This window comes from Pseudoalteromonas sp. BSi20439 (genome assembly GCF_000241165.1).
Taxonomy (GTDB): Bacteria; Pseudomonadota; Gammaproteobacteria; order Enterobacterales; family Alteromonadaceae; genus Pseudoalteromonas.
The window spans coordinates 29,589-49,359 of record NZ_BADW01000117.1; the positions used below are offsets into that span (position 1 = coordinate 29,589).

A 19,771-nucleotide genomic window follows, 5' to 3' on the forward strand; every position below is an offset into this window, starting at 1 on the left:
ACCCCTATTAGCTTGATGTTAAAGGTTTAACCACAGATTGGCGTATAACTAACTCGGGCTCAAATAACGTTTGAATGGGGTGTACGCTTTTTTGATAAACATGACTCAGTACCCACTGCGCTGCCACTTTACCCATCTCATCGATAGGATAGTTTATAGTGCTCAACGGAGGGTACACGTGACGGGTAAAAAACACGTTATCGTAGCCGATAATAGAAAGCTGCGAAGGCAGTTGTATACCATGCTCTCTAGCACTCACCATGGCACCGGTTGCCATTTCGTCATTGGCACATACTAGGGCGGTAAATGCGGGGTTATTTTTATAAAGTGTAGCGAAGCCTTCGTAGCCACTTTCTTCGACAAAGTCACCTTCAAATAAATTACTTTTATCAAATTCAATGGCGTATTCAGCAAGTGCTTGTTTATGTCCGTTTAAGCGCTCTTGAGCATCTTTTTTCCACAGTGGACCGCTAATATAGGCAATCTCTTTATGGCCCGACTCAAGAATGTATTTAGTGGCTAAATAGCCACCTTTAGTATTATCAAGAATAATACAGCGATCGGCGAGCTCTTCAATGTAGCGGTTAAGCAAAACAAACGGAGTTTTGCCTTTACTTAACTTTATTAAGTATTCATCACTAATAGCTTCAACATGTAAAATAAGTGCGTCGCAATTGCGGCTAATTAAAAATTCGATGCCTTGTTGCTCTCGCTCTGCGTCACTGTGTCCTGCAGTAATAATAACGTGTTTACCTTGGTTTCTTAAGGTGTTCTCTATACCGCTCATCATTGGCCCATAAAATGGACCTTTAAGCTCTGAAACTAACAAGCCCGCGCTATTAGAGCAATTAGAAGCCAGTGATTGCGCAATAGAATTAGGACGGTAGCCTAGCTCTTCCATGGCTAAGGTAACCTTTTTTCTGGTTGCATCACTTACGTTTGCATTGTTGTTCATTACTCTTGAAACAGTGGCAAGTGACACCCCTGCAAGCTTTGACACTTCATAAATGGTGGCCATACTATTCCTTGCTACAAATTGCTTTTTTGTGTTAAATCGGCAGTGATTTTTTTAATGGTTTTATTATCTAGGCTGTATTTACTCATTATTAAAGCCACAAGTACACTGCCAATCGCAGGGTAGAGTGTGAATGAGGTTAAAATACCGTTTTTAGTTGCCTCGCTTAATTCGACATTGGCTTGATATTGATAATAAGCAAGTAACCAACCGGCAATCGCTCCGCCTAATGCAAGCCCCAATTTAATAAAAAATACGATGCTTGCGTAAACTAAACCGGTGAGTCGACGGCCATTCTGCCAGACTCCGTAATCAATAGCATCAGCCATTTTTGCCCATAATAAAGGCGTTGCCATTTGAGTGAAAAAACACCATAAAAAATACACTAAAAAAGCCAGTAAAACGTGTTCATTAGGGACAAAAAAAGCAAGGCAGCTCAATATGGCGGAAATATATTGCAGATAAACATAAGCCGCTTTTTTATCAAAGCGTTTACTTAAAGGTTGTGCGCAAGCGCAGCCTAAAATATTACCAATCATACCTAAGGTTACAAATTCGGTGATTAAATCTTCTTTGCCAAGCACATACTTTACATAGTAAATAGCTAGTGTCGTGCGCAGCACCATACTTGTCAATAATACCAGTGCAGCCATACATAAGATTTTAAACGGCTGATTTTGCCATAAAACGTGGAGTTGTGTTTTTAAAGATAATTTATGCGGCGGATTGATCACCCGCTCTTTGGTGTAACGAAAACAAATTAGAAATAACACCACGCCTAGGCAGCTCATAACCAGCATGGTGAGTTGATAGCCCAATTCGTTATTACCATCGCCAAACCATTTTACTAAAGGCAAGGTACAGCTAGTAACCAATAAACCACCCAGCATGCCAAATACAAATCGGTATGACTGAATGGAAACGCGTTCGTTAGGATTTCGACTTAATACACCGCCAAGTGCCGAATAAGGAATATTAATTGCGGTATAAACCAACATTAGTAGGGTGTAGGTAACGAACGCGTAAATAATTTTGTTGCCGTCATCAAGCGCAGGAGTAGTAAAGGTGATCACGCTGATAACAGCAAAAGGGATAGCAAGCCAAAGTAGGTAGGGTCGGTAGCTGCCGTATTTAGTATGAGTGGCGTCAGTTAGGGCGCCCATTATTGGATCTGTTACTGCATCAATAACTCTGACTACTAAAAAAAGGGTACCAACAACCGCAGGCGAAATACCAAATATATCAGTGTAGAAAAAAGTTAAAAACAGCATCACGGTTTGAAAAATAATATTACTGGCCGTGTCACCTAGGCCATAAGCTATTTTTTCTTTTTTACTCAGCATAAAAGCCACTCGTTATTATTTTTGGCGCTGTTTAAGAAAATCACGATACGCAATTGCGCTTTGTTTTAATGTACGTTGTTGAGTTTGGTAATCAACATAGACTAGCCCAAAGCGCTTTTCATAACCATAGGCCCATTCAAAATTATCCATTAAGCTCCATGCAAAGTAGCCTTGCACATTCACGCCTTGCTCAACTGCATTATGAACGGCATTAATGTGGCTATGGTAGTAATCGATACGTTGTATGTCATCTATTTTACCGTCTATTAATACATCGGCCATCGCTGCGCCGTTCTCTGTTATATATACTTTAGGTAAAGTGTAACGATCATTTAATGAAAGTAGTAATTCACACAATCCCTGTGGGTAAACTTCCCAGCCCATATCGGTGGTGGCAACATTCTTTAGAGGAACTTCGCTAAACCAATGATCTGGCGTATTTTTGTAATGAATACGAGTATAGTAATTAACCCCTAAAAAATCGACTTTTTGACTAATAATTGCCATATCTTCGTCGCCAATATGGGGTTTTACATCACTGGTAAGCTGATTAATTATCTTAGGGTAGCAGCCCTTTAATATAGCCTTAATATACCACTGGTTATGGTAATCATCGGCAAGCTCAGCAGCGCGTTTATCATTTATGGTGAGTGGGTAGGCAGGGCTAAAATTAAGCACTATACCGGCTTCTATCGTAGGGCAATTTTTACGTATCACCTGCATCGCGAGTCCATGGGCAAGCAGAAGGTGGTGCGCCGCTTGGCGTCCTGCTTTTTGACTTTTTATGCCTGGTGCGTGTACTCCTATCTCATAGCCTAAGTAGGCACTACAAAAAGGTTCGTTTAAGGTCGCATAAGAATCAACTAAGCCCTCTAGTTGCTGAGTGACTATATGAGTGTAATGAGCAAATTGGTAAGCTGTATCGCGGTTGAGCCAGCCACCACTGTCTTCTAAATGTTGTGGCAAGTCCCAATGATATAAAGTGACATAGGTTTTAATATTGCGCGCTTTTAGAGCTTGCAGTAGCGATTTGTAAAACGCCATACCTTGAATATTCAAGCTGCCATCTTGGTGTAAAACGCGCGGCCAAGAAATTGAAAGTCGATAAGCGTCTACAGCTAAATCAGCAATCATTTTTACATCTTGTTGCCAATATTCTATGTGTTCACACGCTTGGTTGCCGTTACTATTATCAGCAATGGTATTTGGCTGGTTACAAAAAGTATCCCAAATACAAGGAAGACGCGTATCGTAACCTCCCTCTATTTGAAAGGAGGCCGTGGCAACCCCAAAAATAAAGGGTGATTTTAAAAGGGCTGACGTGCCTGGCAACGAAATGGTTTTAAACACAATGAGATACGTCCTTACATTTGCAGTAATAATAAACTTAAAGTAATTAGCTAAGCAAAAATAATTGCCTAACATTGCGTGTAAGCGCTTACAATAATTTTGTAAATAAATTGATAAATTTTATTTGTATGTTATAAATGTAAGCGCTTACATTTGGTGTTGCAACTATTATCTGCATTTTAAGTTTTATTAAACGCAATAAAATAGAGGTAACAATCTGATAGTTATAAATAATTAGAGATTATACTATGGCACATATCACACAGCCACTATCGGCAACGGAAAACAGCCAAAAACCAGGGTCCACACACACCTTTGCGTTAACATCGCTTACGACCTTGTTTTTTATGTGGGGTTTTCTTACTTGCTTGAACGATATTTTAATTCCGTATTTAAAGGGGATGTTCTCCCTTAACTACACCCAAGCAATGTTGGTGCAATTTTGTTTTTTTGGTGCCTACTTTGTTATGTCAATCCCTGCGGGGAAACTGGTCAGTAAAATAGGTTATCAATTTGGTATTGTTGTCGGTTTAGTTGTCGCAGCAATTGGTTGTGCATTATTTTACCCTGCTGCAGAAGCTCATGTATACGAGCTATTTTTATTAGCTTTGTTTGTTCTTGCTTCAGGGATCACCATTTTACAAGTTTCTGCTAACCCATATGTAAGTGTACTAGGGCCTGCAAAAACAGCCTCTTCGCGCTTAACCATGACCCAAGCCTTTAACTCTTTAGGCACAACGGTTGCGCCTTTATTTGGTAGTTGGTTGATTTTGTCTGAAATTAGCCAAGCAACAGCCGAACAAGTTAAATTTCCTTATTTAATGCTCAGTGCAAGCCTATTAGCATTGGCGATTATTTTTGCCTTTTTAAAGTTACCTAAACTAGGTAAAGCGATTGACAGTGAAGCTGAAAACCAAGGCGACACTGAGTTTGTTGATTTAGGCAGCGTATGGAAATATCGCCACCTTATTTTAGGCGCGATTGGTATTTTTGTTTATGTAGGGGCTGAAGTGGCCATAGGCAGCTTTTTAGTCGGCTTTTTAACCTTAGATCATATTGCAGGCTTACCAGAGCAGCAAGCAGCACATTACATTAGTTATTATTTTGCAGGTGCAATGATAGGGCGCTTTGCTGGCGCCGCGATTATGCAAAAATTAAATGCAGCCAAAGTATTAGCTTGTCACGGTATTTTAGCAGGCTTACTTGTGTTAATTGCTATGACGGGTCAAGGGTCACTGGCTATGTGGGCTATTTTATTAGTTGGATTATGTAACTCTATTATGTTTCCTACTATTTTTAGTTTAGCACTACAGGGGCTTGGTAAATACACGTCACAGGGTTCGGGTATTTTGTGTTTAGCGATTGTTGGCGGTGCGATTATTCCGTTATTACAAGGTATGCTGGCTGATAATATAGGTGTGCAATTAGCCCTTATTCTACCCATTGGCTGCTATTTATATATTACTTATTTCGCGCTGTTTGGTGCAAAAAAAACAACGTCAACTCCTCTTTGAGTTTTAGGTGAATGCTATGATTATTAAACGCACTTTTTCAATTACTGCGCTGATGCTAGCAGCAATAACCAGCAGCGGTTGCTCGCAACCCTCTGATAGTGTCAGTGATACAACAAACCAAAAAGAAATTTGGCCAACAATTACAACGGGGATTAAAAGCGATGCTCAAATGGAGCAAAAAATCGCTGATATGCTCAGTACTATGACGCTAGAGCAGAAAATAGCGCAAATGATCCAACCTGAAATTCGTAACATCACGGTTGAAGATATGCGTAAGTATGGCTTTGGCTCTTACTTAAATGGCGGTGGTTCGTTTCCAAACAATAACAAGCATGCTACGCCTGAAGATTGGGTTGATTTGGCAGAAAAAATGTACCAAGCATCTATTGATGACTCTCTAGATGGCAGTACCATTCCTACAATGTGGGGCACCGATGCGGTACATGGACACAACAATGTTATTGGCGCGACTTTATTCCCGCATAATATTGGTTTAGGTGCAGCAAATAATCCTGCACTTATTGAAAAAATAGCCGCTGCTACCGCACGAGAAGTAATGGTTACCGGTATAGATTGGGTATTTGCACCTACTGTTGCTGTGGTGCGTGATGACCGTTGGGGTCGCACTTACGAAGGGTACTCTGAGGACCCTGAAATTGTGAAAGCGTACTCTGCCTCTATTGTTAAAGGGTTACAAGGCGCTGTAGATGGCGATTTTTTGTCAGACACGCGAGTAGTGAGTACCGTTAAGCACTTTTTAGGTGATGGTGGTACTGTAAACGGCGACGATCAAGGTAATAACATCGCTTCTGAAGAAGAGTTATTTGCGCTTCATGCCCAAGGCTATGTAGGTGGTTTGAGTGCCGGTGCGCAAACGGTTATGGCTTCGTTTAACAGTTGGCATGGCGATAAAATTCACGGCAGTAAATATTTATTAACCGATGTATTGAAAGAAAAAATGGGCTTTGATGGCTTTGTTGTTGGCGATTGGAATGGTCATGGACAAGTTAAAGGCTGCTCAAATAGCAACTGTGCTCAAGCTGCAAACGCAGGTTTAGATGTATACATGGCACCAGATGAGTGGAAACCATTGTTTGGCAATTTAATTAGCCAAGTTAACAGCGGTGAGATCCCACTAAGCAGAATTAACGACGCGGTAACGCGTATCCTACGCGTTAAAATGCGCGCGGGTTTATTCGATAAACCAAGCCCTGCGAAACGTCCTCTTTCTGGTAAAACTGAAATTATTGGTAGTCACGATCACCGTGCTGTGGCCAAACAAGCAGTACGTGAATCTTTAGTGTTACTTAAAAATAAGCAGCAGTTATTACCATTATCGCCCAAGGCAAACGTATTAGTAGCAGGAATAGGTGCTGATAATATCGGGATGCAGTCAGGTGGCTGGAGTGTTACGTGGCAAGGTACAGGCAATACCAACAATGACTTCCCAGGCGGCACTTCAATTTATGCAGGTATTAAAAACACGCTCGAGCAAGCTGGTGGTAGTGTTGCACTAAGTGTTGATGGAGAGTATAAAGCGCGCCCAGATGTAGCCATTGTTGTATTTGGTGAGCAACCTTATGCAGAGGGCAATGGGGATGTTGATAACCTTGAGTACCAGCGCGGTAATAAAAGTGATTTAGCCTTACTGCGAAAGTTTAAAGATGCGGGAATTCCAGTTGTATCATTATTTATAAGCGGTCGCCCAATGTGGGTTAATGCTGAGCTAAATGCCAGTGATGCGTTTGTTGCTATTTGGCTTCCAGGCAGTGAAGGTGATGCAATTAGTGATGTATTGTTTAAAAATGCAGACGGTTCAATTAACCACGACTTTAAAGGAAAGTTATCGTTTTCATGGCCGAATAACCCAATCGACAATGAAAACCGCAACGATGAAGGTTATAGCCCATTACTCCCTTATGGTTTTGGCTTAACCTACGGTGATAGCAATGTAATTAAAGATGACTTGGTAGAGCAAACTCAACAGACTGAACAATTGGACGACTTAGTGTTGTTTGAACGTGCTATAAAAGCACCATGGTCGTTGGTATTAAAAAGTGGCGAGCAACAAAAAACGGTGGCAAGTAGCCGTGAGTCATTAGGTGCTGTGAGCATTCAAACATTTGACAAAGATGTGCAAGAAGATGCGCGAGCTATCCGTTTTAATGGTCAAGCGCTGGCTGGGGTTAATTTAGCCGCGGCATTCCCATCTGACTTACGCTCATACGTTGAGAGTAATGGCCAGCTGCAAATGCAAATTAAAGTAGACAAAGCGGCATCAAGCCCGCTGTGGGTTGCTATGGGTTGTGGTGAAAACTGCCAGGGTAAGTTTGATATTACCGATAACCTTGAGCAATCAGGTCAATGGCAAACATTAAACATCAACTTAAGTTGTTTTGCAGAGCAGGGTGTTGACTTGGCACAAGTATTTTCGCCTTGGCAGTTAAGCACGCAAGGTGATTGGCATGTATCTATAGCTAAACTAGCTATTACAACAAATGCTGCCGAGCAAGGTAGTGTTACTTGTAAGTAGTCAATAATCTATTGATAAGCAGGTACAGAGAGTACCTGCTTATTATTTTAAACATGTAGTACAAAAACCTGCCAAATTAGTCCCTCCTTACTTTTATTCCATTCTATGTGATTGATTATATTCAGCTCCGTAGTTGTCACAAAAATATGATAAAACTGCATTCGCTTTTACGTTAATAATTTGAGAGTATGCCAAAATATTAAATGCGTTATGTAATTAACAGGTGAAAGGATGAATCAAATAAAGCTCGCTTCTCAGCGTTTACAACCTTCAAAAATAGTTTGTGTGGGGCGCAATTACAGTGCACATATTGCTGAGCTAAACAATGAACACCCTGAGCAAATGGTGATTTTTAATAAGCCTAATAGCGCGATCACCGATACCTTACTTACTACTCATAACGGGGATACGTTACATTATGAAACTGAATTATGTTTTGTGATTAAAAATAAGCAGCTTGCAGGAGTAGGGATTGGGCTCGATTTGACTAAGCGAGCTTTGCAAAGCAGTTTAAAAGAAAAGGGCTTGCCGTGGGAGCGAGCTAAAGCATTTGATGGCTCAGTATTATTTAGTGATTTTATTGAGTTAACGCCAGAAATGTCATCATTTATATTTGAATTGCATATTGATGGTAAAGCAGTTCAGCATGGTGATACCCAGCTAATGTTGCACCAACCTGCGCAAATACTGGCTGAAGTAAGTGAGTTTATGGGTTTAGAAGAGGGCGATATTATTATGACCGGCACCCCTGCTGGCGTAGGGATGGTGGGCGCGGGTCGAGAGTTTAAAGTTGCTCTTTATTCTGACTCTGGTCAGCGGTGCTTATTGGAGCATCATTGGTATGTGAGTCAACGTTAATTATGTATTGATAGTATTGTTTATCAAAATTATCGATATGTTCACTTAACCAATACCGCTGGCTTAGCTGATGCTCAGCTGATTCTAGTATGGTACTTTCTAATGCTGCATTAATCTTCTTAATTGCCTGATTAGCAAAATCATTGGGCGCATTAGTCGCACAGCCTATAGCGCCTTTAACTAACGAATTCGTATTTTGAGCTATAGGTATGCTAACGATTTTTATGGGGTGTTGTTGCTGGTTAAAGTAACTAGCCATAAAAGGGTAATCGAGCGAGTAATCTAAAAAACCATGTCTTAATCTATCGATCACAACGCCACTTTCATTGTCACTACTTAAGCTTAAAGAGACGTTATGGTGGCTCAAAGCGTTTTCAATAATTATATTTATGTGTGGCGAAAACCGTCGCGCTGCGGCTTGTCCATAGGTAAAGTTTTCATCGCTAAGCAAGCTAATTAAATTTATAGGATTACCATGTGTTTTGGTAAGTGTTCGTGCTTTTTGGTTAGTGGTAATAATACTAAACTCTGGGTAGATGGAGGTAGGGCGTGAGTAAGTATAGACTTGGTTGGCGTTTTTTTTGTGAATTACGCATGGGAAGCAGACATTTTTGCCTTCTCTGATATATTTATTAATTCGTTTTTGTGGCACAACTAACCGAGTATGTTTTACATCCTTAATACTGCTAATGAGTTGCTCAGTTAAATTGTCACACAAACCCGTTTGAGCACTTTCTGAGTTTAAGTGAAAAGGCGGAGTGTTGCTCTGTAGCCACAAAATTTCAGTGAGCTGATTTTTAGATTGGCTAATACTGTTATTCGAGAATATTAAAAAAAGCAGGCAGAAATAACGAGCTGTATGCATAAAAAAGGCTGATAATTCTTTATTAAATGGCTGTTTGTTATTATACCTGAATGTCCAAAAAATAAACATAAAGAACAGCAAAGAATCAATTTCATTGAAGCGTAGTTATGCCAATAAGCAATAATACTTAATCATTTTACGGGGCTAAACGTGTCACTACCTGCGTTAAAAATTCTCATTTAGAACAACTAAATAGCAATTTTTTGCCTAGCTATCAACACGTTTTTCCAGCCTCAAAATAGACCACTTAATTAAGCGAATTGGTATTATTCTTTGCTGTTTTTGATTACCTGCGAGGTTACAAACCTCGCGCCGTGATTAAATCGCCCTATGTAGAACAAGTTTCAATATGCAAAGGCCAACAGACCCTAGTAAGGCATTGGGTTATTTCTGAATATGGTATCAATCGCTAATAATACATCGTCGCTAAGGGTTAGCTCAAATGCATCAATGTCTTCTTTTAATTGCGCCATAGTAGTGGCACCAATAATAGATGATGTCACTCCATCTACTTGATTACACCACGCTAGCGCTAATTGTGCCGGTGTTATGTTGTGCTCATAGGCAAGTTCAACATACTCCTTAGTGGCTTGTTGTGATTGTGGTGTATCACGAAAAATACCGTTGCGCTGCATAAATGTCCAACGTGAGCCTTCAGGGCGCGCTCCATTGAGGTACTTACCAGTTAATAGCCCAGCCGCCAGAGGCGACCAAGGTAAGTAAGCAATATCTTCATGCACACATTGCTCTATTAAATAAGGCCAATCTTTCGCATGCGCTAAACTAAACTCATTTTGAATAGACACCATTTTTGGCAAGTTGTGCTCTTTAGCTAAATTTAAAAATTGGCTAATTCCCCATGGTGTATCATCAGAAAGCCCACAATGCTTAATTTTACCTGCTTTAACACACGCATCTAAACCCTCTAAAATATCCAGCATATCTGCGGTGTGTTGTTTTGCATCGACCTCGGTAAACTTGAGCATACCTGGCCATTGCCTTGCAAAATGTGGGGTGCGGCGGTTTGGCCAATGTAATTGGTATAAGTCAATATAGTCGGTTTGTAAGCGCTTTAGAGACTGATCAACGGCATCAATAACAGCTTGGCGAGTAATATCACCGCCATCACGGATCCATGAAAGTCCATTACCGGCAATTTTAGTTGCAATAACAATGTCTTTTCGTTTTTGTGGATTACGAGCGACCCAATCCCCTATAATTTCCTCTGTTTTACCATAGGTATCGGGCGTGGGCGGAACTGCGTACATTTCTGCTGTATCAATAAAGTTAACACCACGTTCAAGGGCATAGGCTATTTGCTCATCAGCATCGCGCTGGGTATTTTGTACTCCCCAGGTCATGCTACCTAAACAGACTCTCGAAACACTAACACCACTACTACCTAATTGACTATATTGCATTACTAATCCTAATTATTCGTTTTCAGAGTTTGCTTTTAAAGCCGATAACAAAGGTTCTGTGATCGTCGCTTTTTGCCCTGTTTTAAAGTCAAACATCACCACTTTCGACATGCCTGTGGTGGTTATCGCATTTTGCGCATGACTAAATACACTGTAATTCATTACAAACCGGTCAGATTTTATATCACTAATAGTAATACCTACGCTTAATGTGTCAGGAAACGTCACAGGGCGTTTGTAGCGAATGTTATTTTCACTGATCACAGGGCCTGTGGCTTTAGCATTGATAGTATCAAATAAATTTAATTTATTTAAAAAATCGATTCTGGCTATTTCAAAATAACGAAGGTAAACACAGTTATTAACATGCTGTAGGGCATCCATATCGCCCCACGCTACAGTAATATCGGTATGAATAGGATGTTGTTGTTTAAACGTTTCCATGTATTAATAGCTCTTAGTTTTAAAGTATTTAGATTAGCAACATGGTCGGATGAGCTCAAGGGAATTATAGCGGGCAAAAAATTCGAGAGTTAAAATTGTACCTCTTTGAATTCATGACTATAGTAACTATTAACACACAAGGAGAGAACTATGCAGAATATAATTAATTGGTTATTGGCATGCACTGTTTTTATAGCTTCGTTCACTTGTTACGCTATGGGTAATGAGGCAGGAGCAATTATTTTGATTTTATTAGGCTTCTGTTTAGAAGTACTATTTTGGATGTATTGTTTTAATAAGCCCAAAAAAAATAGGCGCTCTTTTTAGATAACAACATGCTTGCTAATTAATAGCGATTCCACAATAATGGCTGTATAAATAAACAGTTGTTATTGTGTGATGAAAAAGTTTATTCATATAGACATGGACTGCTTCTATGCAGCCGTTGAAATGCGCGACAACCCTAAGCTTGCAAGCGTACCGCTGGCCATTGGCGGTAATAGTCGCCGAGGAGTGCTCTCTACCGCTAATTATATTGCCAGAGAATATGGTGTGCGTTCTGCTATGTCTAACTATCATGCCAAACAGCTTTGCCCCGATTTAGTTATTGTGCCCGGAAGAATGGCGGTTTATAAACAAGTATCAACTCAAATCCGCGCTATATTTAACCGCTATACTGACCTTGTTGAACCTCTTTCACTTGATGAAGCATACCTAGATGTGACCGACAGTACTGCATTTAAAGGCAGTGCAACGTTAATTGCTGAGCAGATCCGCACCGATATTTTTAATACCACAGGGCTGACCGCCTCTGCGGGGATTGCGCCAATTAAATTTATAGCCAAAATTGCTAGTGATGAAAATAAGCCCAATGGCCAATTTGTGGTATTGCCTGAACAGGTTGACTTGTTTTTAGCCCAATTACCACTAGGTAAAATTCCAGGCGTGGGTAAAGTAACCTTGGAGAAGCTTAATTTAAAAGGATTATACACGGGCCAAGATGTCCGAGAAAAAGGCGCTAATTGGATGCAGCAACATGTGGGGAATTTTGGTGTATCGTTATATCAAAAATGTATGGGGGATCATATAGGGCGGGTTTCAACTGAGCGGGTTCGTAAGTCATTGAGCGTGGAGCATACTTATGAATACAACAAAAACAGCCTTGATGAGTGCCTTGAACAATTACCGCAACTGTTAGATGAGCTCACTGTTAGGCTAAATAAGCAGCAGTTGCAAAATAAAATTAATAAGTTAAGTGTTAAAGTTAAATTTGCTAATTTTGTTGTGACCTCAGCAGATCAAGCGAATCATCAATTAAACACCGCTATTTTTAAAGAGTTACTCGCCAAAGCTTATCAACGTGGATTACAGCAACCCGTGCGCTTATTAGGAATTGGCGTTGGTATTAAAAATCAACCAGAGCATAATTTACAGCTCAGTATTCTTGATGTGTAAAACTTGTAACACCAAGTTGCCAGTAAATATGCAGAATATCGCAGTTCACTGGTTATAAATTGCTAAATAAATAATAATAGGGACTACGTTTTCTAACAGGATCTTTTTTTTATGGCATATCCAAAAGCAGTGCTGGCTCAGCCAGTAAGTGCAAGCCTAGATTGTACATCACACGATGCACTTATTATTATCAGTGATGACTTTTCTCATTTACCAAATACGCCTCTGCGTGATGCAATTTTAAATCAAGCCCAAGTAGACTCACGTATAGGCAATCAAGTTACCTTATTAGTTATTGCCGGTAAACGTGTGGTATTAGCACCAACTGGCCCTTTAAATAGAGACTATGACGATGTACGTCGTTATTTTGATGCGGCTAAATTAGCCATCAATGAAGCAAAAGCGTCGGGCAGTGTAAGCCCCGCGATTTACTTACCCGCTTTAAATATCGATAGTCGTTATCAACACGCTCTAGAAGTGGCCTATTTAGGCGCATGCCAAGCATTATGGCAGCCTTTGGAAGCGCGTGAATTTCATGGTCAAGGTATTGAACCCATTACTCAAATCGGTTTAATTGATGCCAATGAACAAACGATTAAAGCAGTCAATGCGTTAGCCGCTGGTCAATATGCTGCACGTGATTTATGTGGTACCGAGCCTGAGCGTATGGCACCACCACGCTTTGCTGATTACTGTAGTGAGCTATTTAACAATAGCGCAGTGAGCGTTGATGTAATTGACGATTTAGCTGCCATTGATAAACACTATCCGATGCTAAGCACTGTTGCTCGTGCGTCTTATGCGGTAGAGCGTCATCACCCTCGTGTAGTTAAACTTGAATATGTACCAGAGGGCGAAGTAACGCGCACACTGATGTTTGTTGGTAAAGGCTTAGTCTATGACACTGGCGGTGCAGATTTAAAAGTGGGCGGCTATATGGCGGGCATGAGCCGTGATAAAGGCGGTGCGGCTTCTGTTGCTGGATTTATGAAAGCAGTTGCTGATTACCAGCCTAAAGGCGTCAAAGTGATTGCCTTTTTAGCGGTGGTACGTAACTCAATTGGTTCAGATTGTTTTGTTCCTGATGAAATCATTACCAGCCGTGAAGGTGTACGAGTGCGCATTGGTAACACTGATGCCGAAGGGCGTCTAGCGATGGGGGATTTACTTAGCGAAATGAAAGATTTGGCTAAAAACGAAATAAACCCAACGCTGTTTACTGTGGCTACTTTAACAGGGCATGCTGCACGCGCGATGGGGCCATATGGTGCTTATGTAGAAAATGGGCCAGCATGTAGTGCTAATATTTCACGTCAATTAGCTGATTGTGGTGATTTATGGGCTGACGGTGCAGAAGTATCCCGTTCACGTCGTGAAGATTATGACTTTATAAAGCCACGTACTTTAGCCGATGACGTACTCTCTAGTAATAATGCAGCTTCTGCTGTTACAGCACGCGGACACCAATTTCCTATGGCATTTTTAGCTGTTGTAGGCGGGTTAGATAAGCATGGTAATGAGTCTACTTTACCACTTCCTTATGTGCATATGGATATTGCAGGTAGTGGCGTTGAAGGCGGTGACTGGCAACATGGCAAACCAACGGCAGCATCAGTAAGCAGTTTATTTGCCCACTACTGTTTATAATTCTCTATATAAATATGTCTAAAAAGCCCTGAAAATCAGGGCTTTTTAATTGAGTTAACTAAGCTTAAAGCGCGATACCACGCTTGATAACTCAACACTACTTTGTTTCAGTTTGTCGCTAGCACGGGTTAAATCATTGGTGTTACCCAGTGATTGCTCCGTTGATTGCGAGAGGTCGTTAATTCTTAAGTTCACCTCATCTGCGGCCGATGTTTGCTGCTCTGTTGCTCTTGCAATTTGGCCGTTCATATCGGTGATCACCGATACCAATCTGTCTATTTCATCAAGCGAGGTATTGGCAGCAGAAGCTTGCTCAACGGTTGAGATAGAAATTTCTTGGCTAGATTTTACCGCTTCAACCGCAGCTTTAGCGCCTTCTTGCAGTTTAGCTATCATGGCTTGAATTTCATCGGTACTTTTACCTGTTCGGCTGGCCAGCGTTCTCACTTCATCGGCTACAACGGCAAAGCCTCTACCATGCTCACCTGCTCGCGCTGCTTCAATTGCAGCATTTAACGCCAGTAGATTAGTTTGTTCTGCAATACTGCGAATTACATCAAGTACCGAGCCAATGTTATTACTTTCTTGAGCAAGATCAGCGGTAACTTTACTTACGGTTTCTATGTTAGTAGAAAGGGCTTCAATAGCTGTAATTGTTTTCGACACCACGTTTTTACCACTTGATGCATTACTTGCCGCTTCATTTGCGGCTTGTTCGGCGGCTTCGGCATTACGGCTTACATCATGAATTTGATGGGTCATTTGCTCCATAGCTGCAGCCACTTGAGTTGAGCTGTCGTTTTGTAACTCGATAAATGATTGGCTGGTTTTACTCGAGTCATCGACGGTATGAGCATGGTCGTTTACATCGTTTGCATTTTTGGCGACCAGTACTAAAGACTCTCTAATTTTAGAGACAAATAAGTTAAATGATTGCGAAAGTTGAGATATTTCATCATTACCATTTTCGTTCAGAGTACGGGTTAAATCTCCCTCACCTTGAGAGATGTCTTTCATCATCTGGGCGGCTAAACGGGTAGGGGTTAAAATACTACGACCAATAAAGTAACTAAATAACACCACCACAATAATCATAATAACTACATTAATAATGATAATAGTGCGCTGCTGCGAAAAGGCACTGTCTATAGTATCAAGGTACACGCCTGAGCCGATTATCCATTGCCATTGATCAAAACCTTTCACAAACGCAATTTTGTCTACGGGGTTGTCGTTACCTGGTTTTGGCCATTTATAAGGCACATAACCTTCGCCGGATTTTTTAACAACGCTAACCATCTCAACAAATAGCGGGGTTCCATCAGGGTCTTTGTTATTAGTTAAATCTTTTCCCTCAAGAGCTGGTTTAATTGGGTGCATTACCATGGCAGGCTGATAATCGTTTATCCAAAAATAGTTCGTATCATCGTAGCGCAATGAGCGGATTGAGGCGATTGCTTGAGATTGTGCCTGTTGGCGAGTGAGTGTTTGGTTTTGTTCAAGAGCTGCATAGTGCTTAATAGTGCTATATGCAGTTTCTACCACATTTTTAGTTTTAAGGTATTGCTCTTTTTTGAGCGCTTGGTATTGATTACTCAAACTCGAAATACTCAATACAATTAAACCCAATATTACAATCCCTACTAAAATGGCTAGACGTTGAAATATAGTAAAACGACGGAGGTTTGGCATAAATATGTTCCTGTATCAGAGCATTATTTTTCTTCAATAAGCATAGTTAAAATATAGGCTAAGAGAGCTTTATTTTCATAATATTGTATTTCTTATATTTCGTTTTAGCGGTTAGTTTAAATACAATAACAGTTGGACGCTGAAGCTTAGACTTTTAGTTACCCGTGCTTAAGATGGATTTAATTATTGTGTGTTGACGTTTTAATATATCTTATTAGCATAAAAAAAGGCTGATACTTGTATCAGCCTTTAGTCGAATGATTAACCTAACGTTAGTTAGTTAGTTTGTATTAAAGTTACGGTTAAAGAAGTTAGTAATAGTTTGATGTAAGTGAGTCTGCACTTGTTTACCGCGAAGGCTATGCTTTGAGCCTGGGTAAGTCATCATTTCAAACTGTTGATTGTTATCTTGCAGCTGTTTAAACAATTTAGTTGCATGAGTAAACAACACGTTGTCATCGGCCATACCATGGTAAATCATTAATGGGCCTTTCAGGCCTTCAGCATATGGGAAAACAGCACTGTCGGTATAACCTTGCGCATTCGTATCAGGGTGACCCAAATAGCGCTCGGTGTAGTGAGTGTCGTACAAGGCCCAGTCAGTTACTGGTGCGCCTGAAACACCAGCACTAAAGTAGTCGCCTGCTTTAAACATGGTCATTAGCGCCATATAACCACCATAGCTGTGGCCGTATATACCAATGCGTGCAGGGTCTACGTAGTCAAGGGTACGTAAAAACTCAACGCCTTTAATCTGATCAGCTACTTCAACAACACCTAACTTTTTATATATTGCATCTTCAAACTTTTTACCACGATTGTAAGAGCCACGGTTATCTAGTTGAAAAATAACATAACCTTGTTGCGCCATATATTGAAAATATAAGTTTTTACTACGCCAGCTATTAGTGACTCGTTGAGCATGAGGGCCGCCGTACACGTTAACAATAACCGGATGCTTTTTACCTTTAGCCATGTTTGCTGGTTTAAATAAACGGTAATGCATAACTTGGCCGTCTTCAGCGGTAATGGTGCCGTACTCAGGCTGTGCTAAATCAGTCAAAAAGGGAGTGAGTGGATGTGAGTCATCTAGTTTGTTTTCTTCAAGCCACGTAATAAATTCACCATTAATTTTGCGTAGTGCTGCTGAATTTGGTTTGTTGACCGATGAGCTGGTATCAATGAAGGTTTTATTATCTTTTGCCAGTACGACATTGTGATATTGGCCTTTTTCAGTAATACGTTTAATTGCTCCTTTTTTAAATAAAGGCGCGCTGTATAAATGGCTCTCTAGCGCAGTATCTTTGCGTGCTGCAAAGTAAACCATACCATTTTTTTCATCTACCCCTTTTAAGCTATCAACAACCCAGTCACCAGCGGTTATTTGACGAATAAGTTGGCCATTATTTCGATACAAATAAAGGTGCTTAAAGCCATCACGCTCTGAAGCCCACACAAAATGCTTTTTGTCTTTTAAGAACTCAAGGTCAAAATGTAGGTTTATCCAGGTATCGCTTTTTTCAGTTAATGCGACGGTTTGCTGTTTTGTTTTACTGTTGTAAAAGCGTAACTCTAAATTGTGCTGAGAGCGATTTTGCCACTGGTAAGACAGGGTGTTACTGTCGTTTAGCCATTTAGCACGTGCGATATAAATGTCTTTATCTTTACCTAAATCAATCCAGTCAACAGCTTGGTCATTAAGTTTCACAACACCAAGTTGAATTTCAACATTGTTGGTGCCAGTAAATGGGTAGCGCTGATTAAATAGCTTTACTTCATCTGCATAAATTTCGTTACGAATCGCTTCCTGAACAGGGCTTTCATCAACGCGAGTAAAGGCGATTTTAGATTCATCATTTGCCCACCAATAACCGGTCATGCGACTCATTTCTTCTTGCGCCACAAATTCGGCCATGCCATTTTTAATAACGCCACCGCCATCTTTACTTAACTGAATTTCTTTGCCAGATGCCAGTTCTAGTGCATAGAGGTTTTGCTCGCGAATAAACGATACAAAATTCCCTTTTGGAGAAAAGCGCGCATCGGTTTCAAATGCTTCAGTGTTAGTTAGTTTTTTACTATTTTTTGTGTTTAAGTCGAAATAATAAAGGTCGCCATTTAGAGGAAATAGCAGTGCTTTACCATCTTTTGACCATTTATATTCAAGAATACCTTTACCAAAAATACGTTGGCGTTCACGACGTGCTTTTTCTTCATCTGATAGGTTTTCTGGGCCTGAAAATAACTGCGCTGAATCAACAAGTAATCGATTGGTATTGTCTTTTAAATTATATTCCCATAAATCGTAGCGGTTATAGTCATCTGTTTTACCTTGTAAGTAGGTGACACGGCTGCCGTCGGGAGAAAATTTAAGTTGTACTGGAGACTTTCCCGCTAAGCTAGGATCATCAAATATACGCTCAAGCGTTAGCGGCTTTGCTTGGACGCTTAATGCGCCCGCCATCAGGGGGATTGCCAGTGAGAGGTGTTTTAGTTTTTTTAACACAGGATTGCCTTTACTTACATAAAATTATCCCCGATGGTAAAGCACAAGCGTGTGCAACTGCAACTAAATGCTATAAAGTGTGTAGTAAAATAACTAAGGATATCAACATGAGTGAAACCCCTTTTATCTTAGCCCCAGAGCTACAAAAAGATTGTATTGAGCTGGCTGATTGGCCATTGTGTAAAGTATTGTTATTGAATGACAGTCAATATCCATGGTTTGTATTAGTCCCAAGGGTTGCAGGCTTAAAAGAGATTGTTGATTTAACCGAGCAGCAACAAATTACTTATTTACAAGAGTCGGCTAAGCTCAGTCATCTATTAATTGAGGTGTTTAATCCTGATAAGTTAAATGTTGCCGCGCTAGGTAATATGGTGCCGCAATTACACATTCATCATATAGCGCGCTTCAAAACAGATATTGCATGGCCTGCGCCTGTATGGGGCAAGTTTCCGAGTATCCCTTATACTAATGAGCAGATAGAGCAATTAAAAACGTATTTTTAAAATTAGAATGAGTTACTTTGAGGGGATAGTATGAAATTAATAAAACAACTTTGTGCCAGTATATTTATGGCAGCTATTGCTGTTTCAACCGTAATAGCGAGTGAGCAGCCAGTCGCTATAGATGTGGTAAATAACGCCAACATTAAAAACTTTGCAGCGCATAACAACGTGGTTTTTTCAGCAGCGCAACCGACTGATGAGCAGTTTAAGCAACTATCGCAAGCTAAGGTGAAGCACGTTATTAATTTACGTGCAGCAGATGAGCAAGACTGGGATGAAGGGGCATTAGTAAACTCTTTAGGAATGAATTACCACGCAATTGAGATCGCAGGTGCACAAGATGTTAACATCGATAATGCAAAACGATTAGCTAGCCTTTTAGAAGAACTTAAAGGTGAATCAGTGGTTGTTCATTGTGCGAGCAGTAATCGTGTTGGTGCGCTAATGGCTATTTCAGCCCATCAACAAGGCGCTGATATTGAGTCTGCAATTGAAACAGGCAAGCAGTGGGGAATGGCAAGCCTAGAGCCGGTTGTTCGCAAAGTGATGAGTGATAAATAATCAGACAATAAAAAAGCGTTACAGTGTAACGCTTTTTTTATGTGAACTAATTTAGCTCATA

General features: G+C 40.4%; 15 protein-coding genes. 7 read left to right on the forward strand and 8 right to left on the reverse strand.

Translation table 11 applies throughout. The features are described from left to right. Positions 1–7: 7 nt before the first annotated feature. From P20439_RS10950 to P20439_RS10960, 3 genes are read right to left on the reverse strand one after another with little or no spacing between them, the layout of a single operon-like run. Positions 8–1,018, reverse strand: a complete 1,011-nt coding sequence (locus tag P20439_RS10950) for a LacI family DNA-binding transcriptional regulator (protein ID WP_008111976.1) — start codon at positions 1,016–1,018, stop codon at positions 8–10. 11 nt (positions 1,019–1,029) lie between these two features. Then, entirely contained in the window at positions 1,030–2,358 is a 1,329-nt protein-coding gene (locus P20439_RS10955) for a glycoside-pentoside-hexuronide (GPH):cation symporter (RefSeq protein ID WP_008111977.1), read from the reverse strand. Between the two features lie 15 nt (positions 2,359–2,373). Next, positions 2,374–3,708 carry a GH1 family beta-glucosidase gene (locus tag P20439_RS10960; RefSeq protein ID WP_008111978.1) on the reverse strand — a complete coding sequence of 445 codons (1,335 nt, stop codon included), beginning with the start codon at positions 3,706–3,708 and terminating at the stop codon, positions 2,374–2,376. Positions 3,709–3,956: 248 nt separating this feature from the next. On the opposite strand from P20439_RS10960, the gene P20439_RS10965 reads away from it, so the two are divergent. From P20439_RS10965 to P20439_RS10975, 3 genes are all read left to right on the forward strand, one after another. Beyond that, positions 3,957–5,222, forward strand: a complete 1,266-nt coding sequence (locus P20439_RS10965; protein ID WP_008111979.1) for a sugar MFS transporter — start codon at positions 3,957–3,959, stop codon at positions 5,220–5,222. Positions 5,223–5,238: 16 nt separating this feature from the next. Then, on the forward strand, positions 5,239–7,755 hold the full coding sequence (locus P20439_RS10970) for an exo 1,3/1,4-beta-D-glucan glucohydrolase (RefSeq protein WP_008111980.1): 2,517 nt from the start codon (positions 5,239–5,241) through the stop codon (positions 7,753–7,755). A 231-nt stretch (positions 7,756–7,986) separates the two neighbouring features. Then, complete coding sequence (locus P20439_RS10975) at positions 7,987–8,613, forward strand: fumarylacetoacetate hydrolase family protein (RefSeq protein WP_008466829.1); 627 nt, start codon at positions 7,987–7,989, stop codon at positions 8,611–8,613. On the opposite strand, the gene P20439_RS10980 is transcribed toward P20439_RS10975, so the two are convergent. The 3 genes from P20439_RS10980 to P20439_RS10990 form a co-directional block, all read right to left on the reverse strand. Beyond that, positions 8,540–9,478: an ABC transporter substrate-binding protein gene (locus tag P20439_RS10980; protein WP_036933686.1), complete on the reverse strand. Its 939-nt coding sequence runs from the start codon at positions 9,476–9,478 to the stop codon at positions 8,540–8,542. The genes P20439_RS10975 and P20439_RS10980 overlap by 74 nt on opposite strands. Before the next feature lie 368 nt (positions 9,479–9,846). Continuing rightward, the gene (locus P20439_RS10985) at positions 9,847–10,899 is read right to left on the reverse strand and encodes an aldo/keto reductase (protein WP_008111982.1); all 1,053 of its coding nucleotides are present in this window, start codon (positions 10,897–10,899) and stop codon (positions 9,847–9,849) included. 12 nt (positions 10,900–10,911) lie between these two features. Continuing rightward, on the reverse strand, positions 10,912–11,343 hold the full coding sequence (locus P20439_RS10990) for a thioesterase family protein (RefSeq protein ID WP_008111983.1): 432 nt from the start codon (positions 11,341–11,343) through the stop codon (positions 10,912–10,914). A 399-nt stretch (positions 11,344–11,742) separates the two neighbouring features. Between P20439_RS10990 and dinB the strand changes: the two genes are divergently transcribed. Together dinB and P20439_RS11000 are read left to right on the forward strand one after the other, a co-directional pair. After that, complete coding sequence (gene dinB, locus P20439_RS10995; RefSeq protein WP_008111984.1) at positions 11,743–12,798, forward strand: DNA polymerase IV; 1,056 nt, start codon at positions 11,743–11,745, stop codon at positions 12,796–12,798. A gap of 111 nt (positions 12,799–12,909) precedes the next feature. Beyond that, positions 12,910–14,445, forward strand: coding sequence for a leucyl aminopeptidase family protein (locus P20439_RS11000; RefSeq protein WP_008466832.1), 1,536 nt, complete (start codon positions 12,910–12,912; stop codon positions 14,443–14,445). Between the two features lie 54 nt (positions 14,446–14,499). Here P20439_RS11000 and P20439_RS11005 read toward each other — a convergent pair whose 3' ends face one another. Both P20439_RS11005 and P20439_RS11010 read right to left on the reverse strand, forming a co-directional pair. Then, positions 14,500–16,137, reverse strand: coding sequence for a methyl-accepting chemotaxis protein (locus tag P20439_RS11005; RefSeq protein WP_008111986.1), 1,638 nt, complete (start codon positions 16,135–16,137; stop codon positions 14,500–14,502). A 280-nt stretch (positions 16,138–16,417) separates the two neighbouring features. Continuing rightward, positions 16,418–18,643, reverse strand: coding sequence for a S9 family peptidase (locus tag P20439_RS11010; protein ID WP_008111987.1), 2,226 nt, complete (start codon positions 18,641–18,643; stop codon positions 16,418–16,420). A 107-nt stretch (positions 18,644–18,750) separates the two neighbouring features. Here P20439_RS11010 and P20439_RS11015 point away from each other — a divergent pair, with 107 nt between their 5' ends. Together P20439_RS11015 and P20439_RS11020 are read left to right on the forward strand one after the other, a co-directional pair. Further along, positions 18,751–19,149 (forward strand): HIT domain-containing protein, encoded by a 399-nt coding sequence (locus P20439_RS11015; RefSeq protein ID WP_008111988.1) that lies wholly within the window; start codon positions 18,751–18,753, stop codon positions 19,147–19,149. Positions 19,150–19,179: 30 nt separating this feature from the next. After that, complete coding sequence (locus P20439_RS11020) at positions 19,180–19,710, forward strand: hypothetical protein (protein ID WP_008111989.1); 531 nt, start codon at positions 19,180–19,182, stop codon at positions 19,708–19,710. The last annotated feature ends 61 nt before the right edge of the window (positions 19,711–19,771 follow it).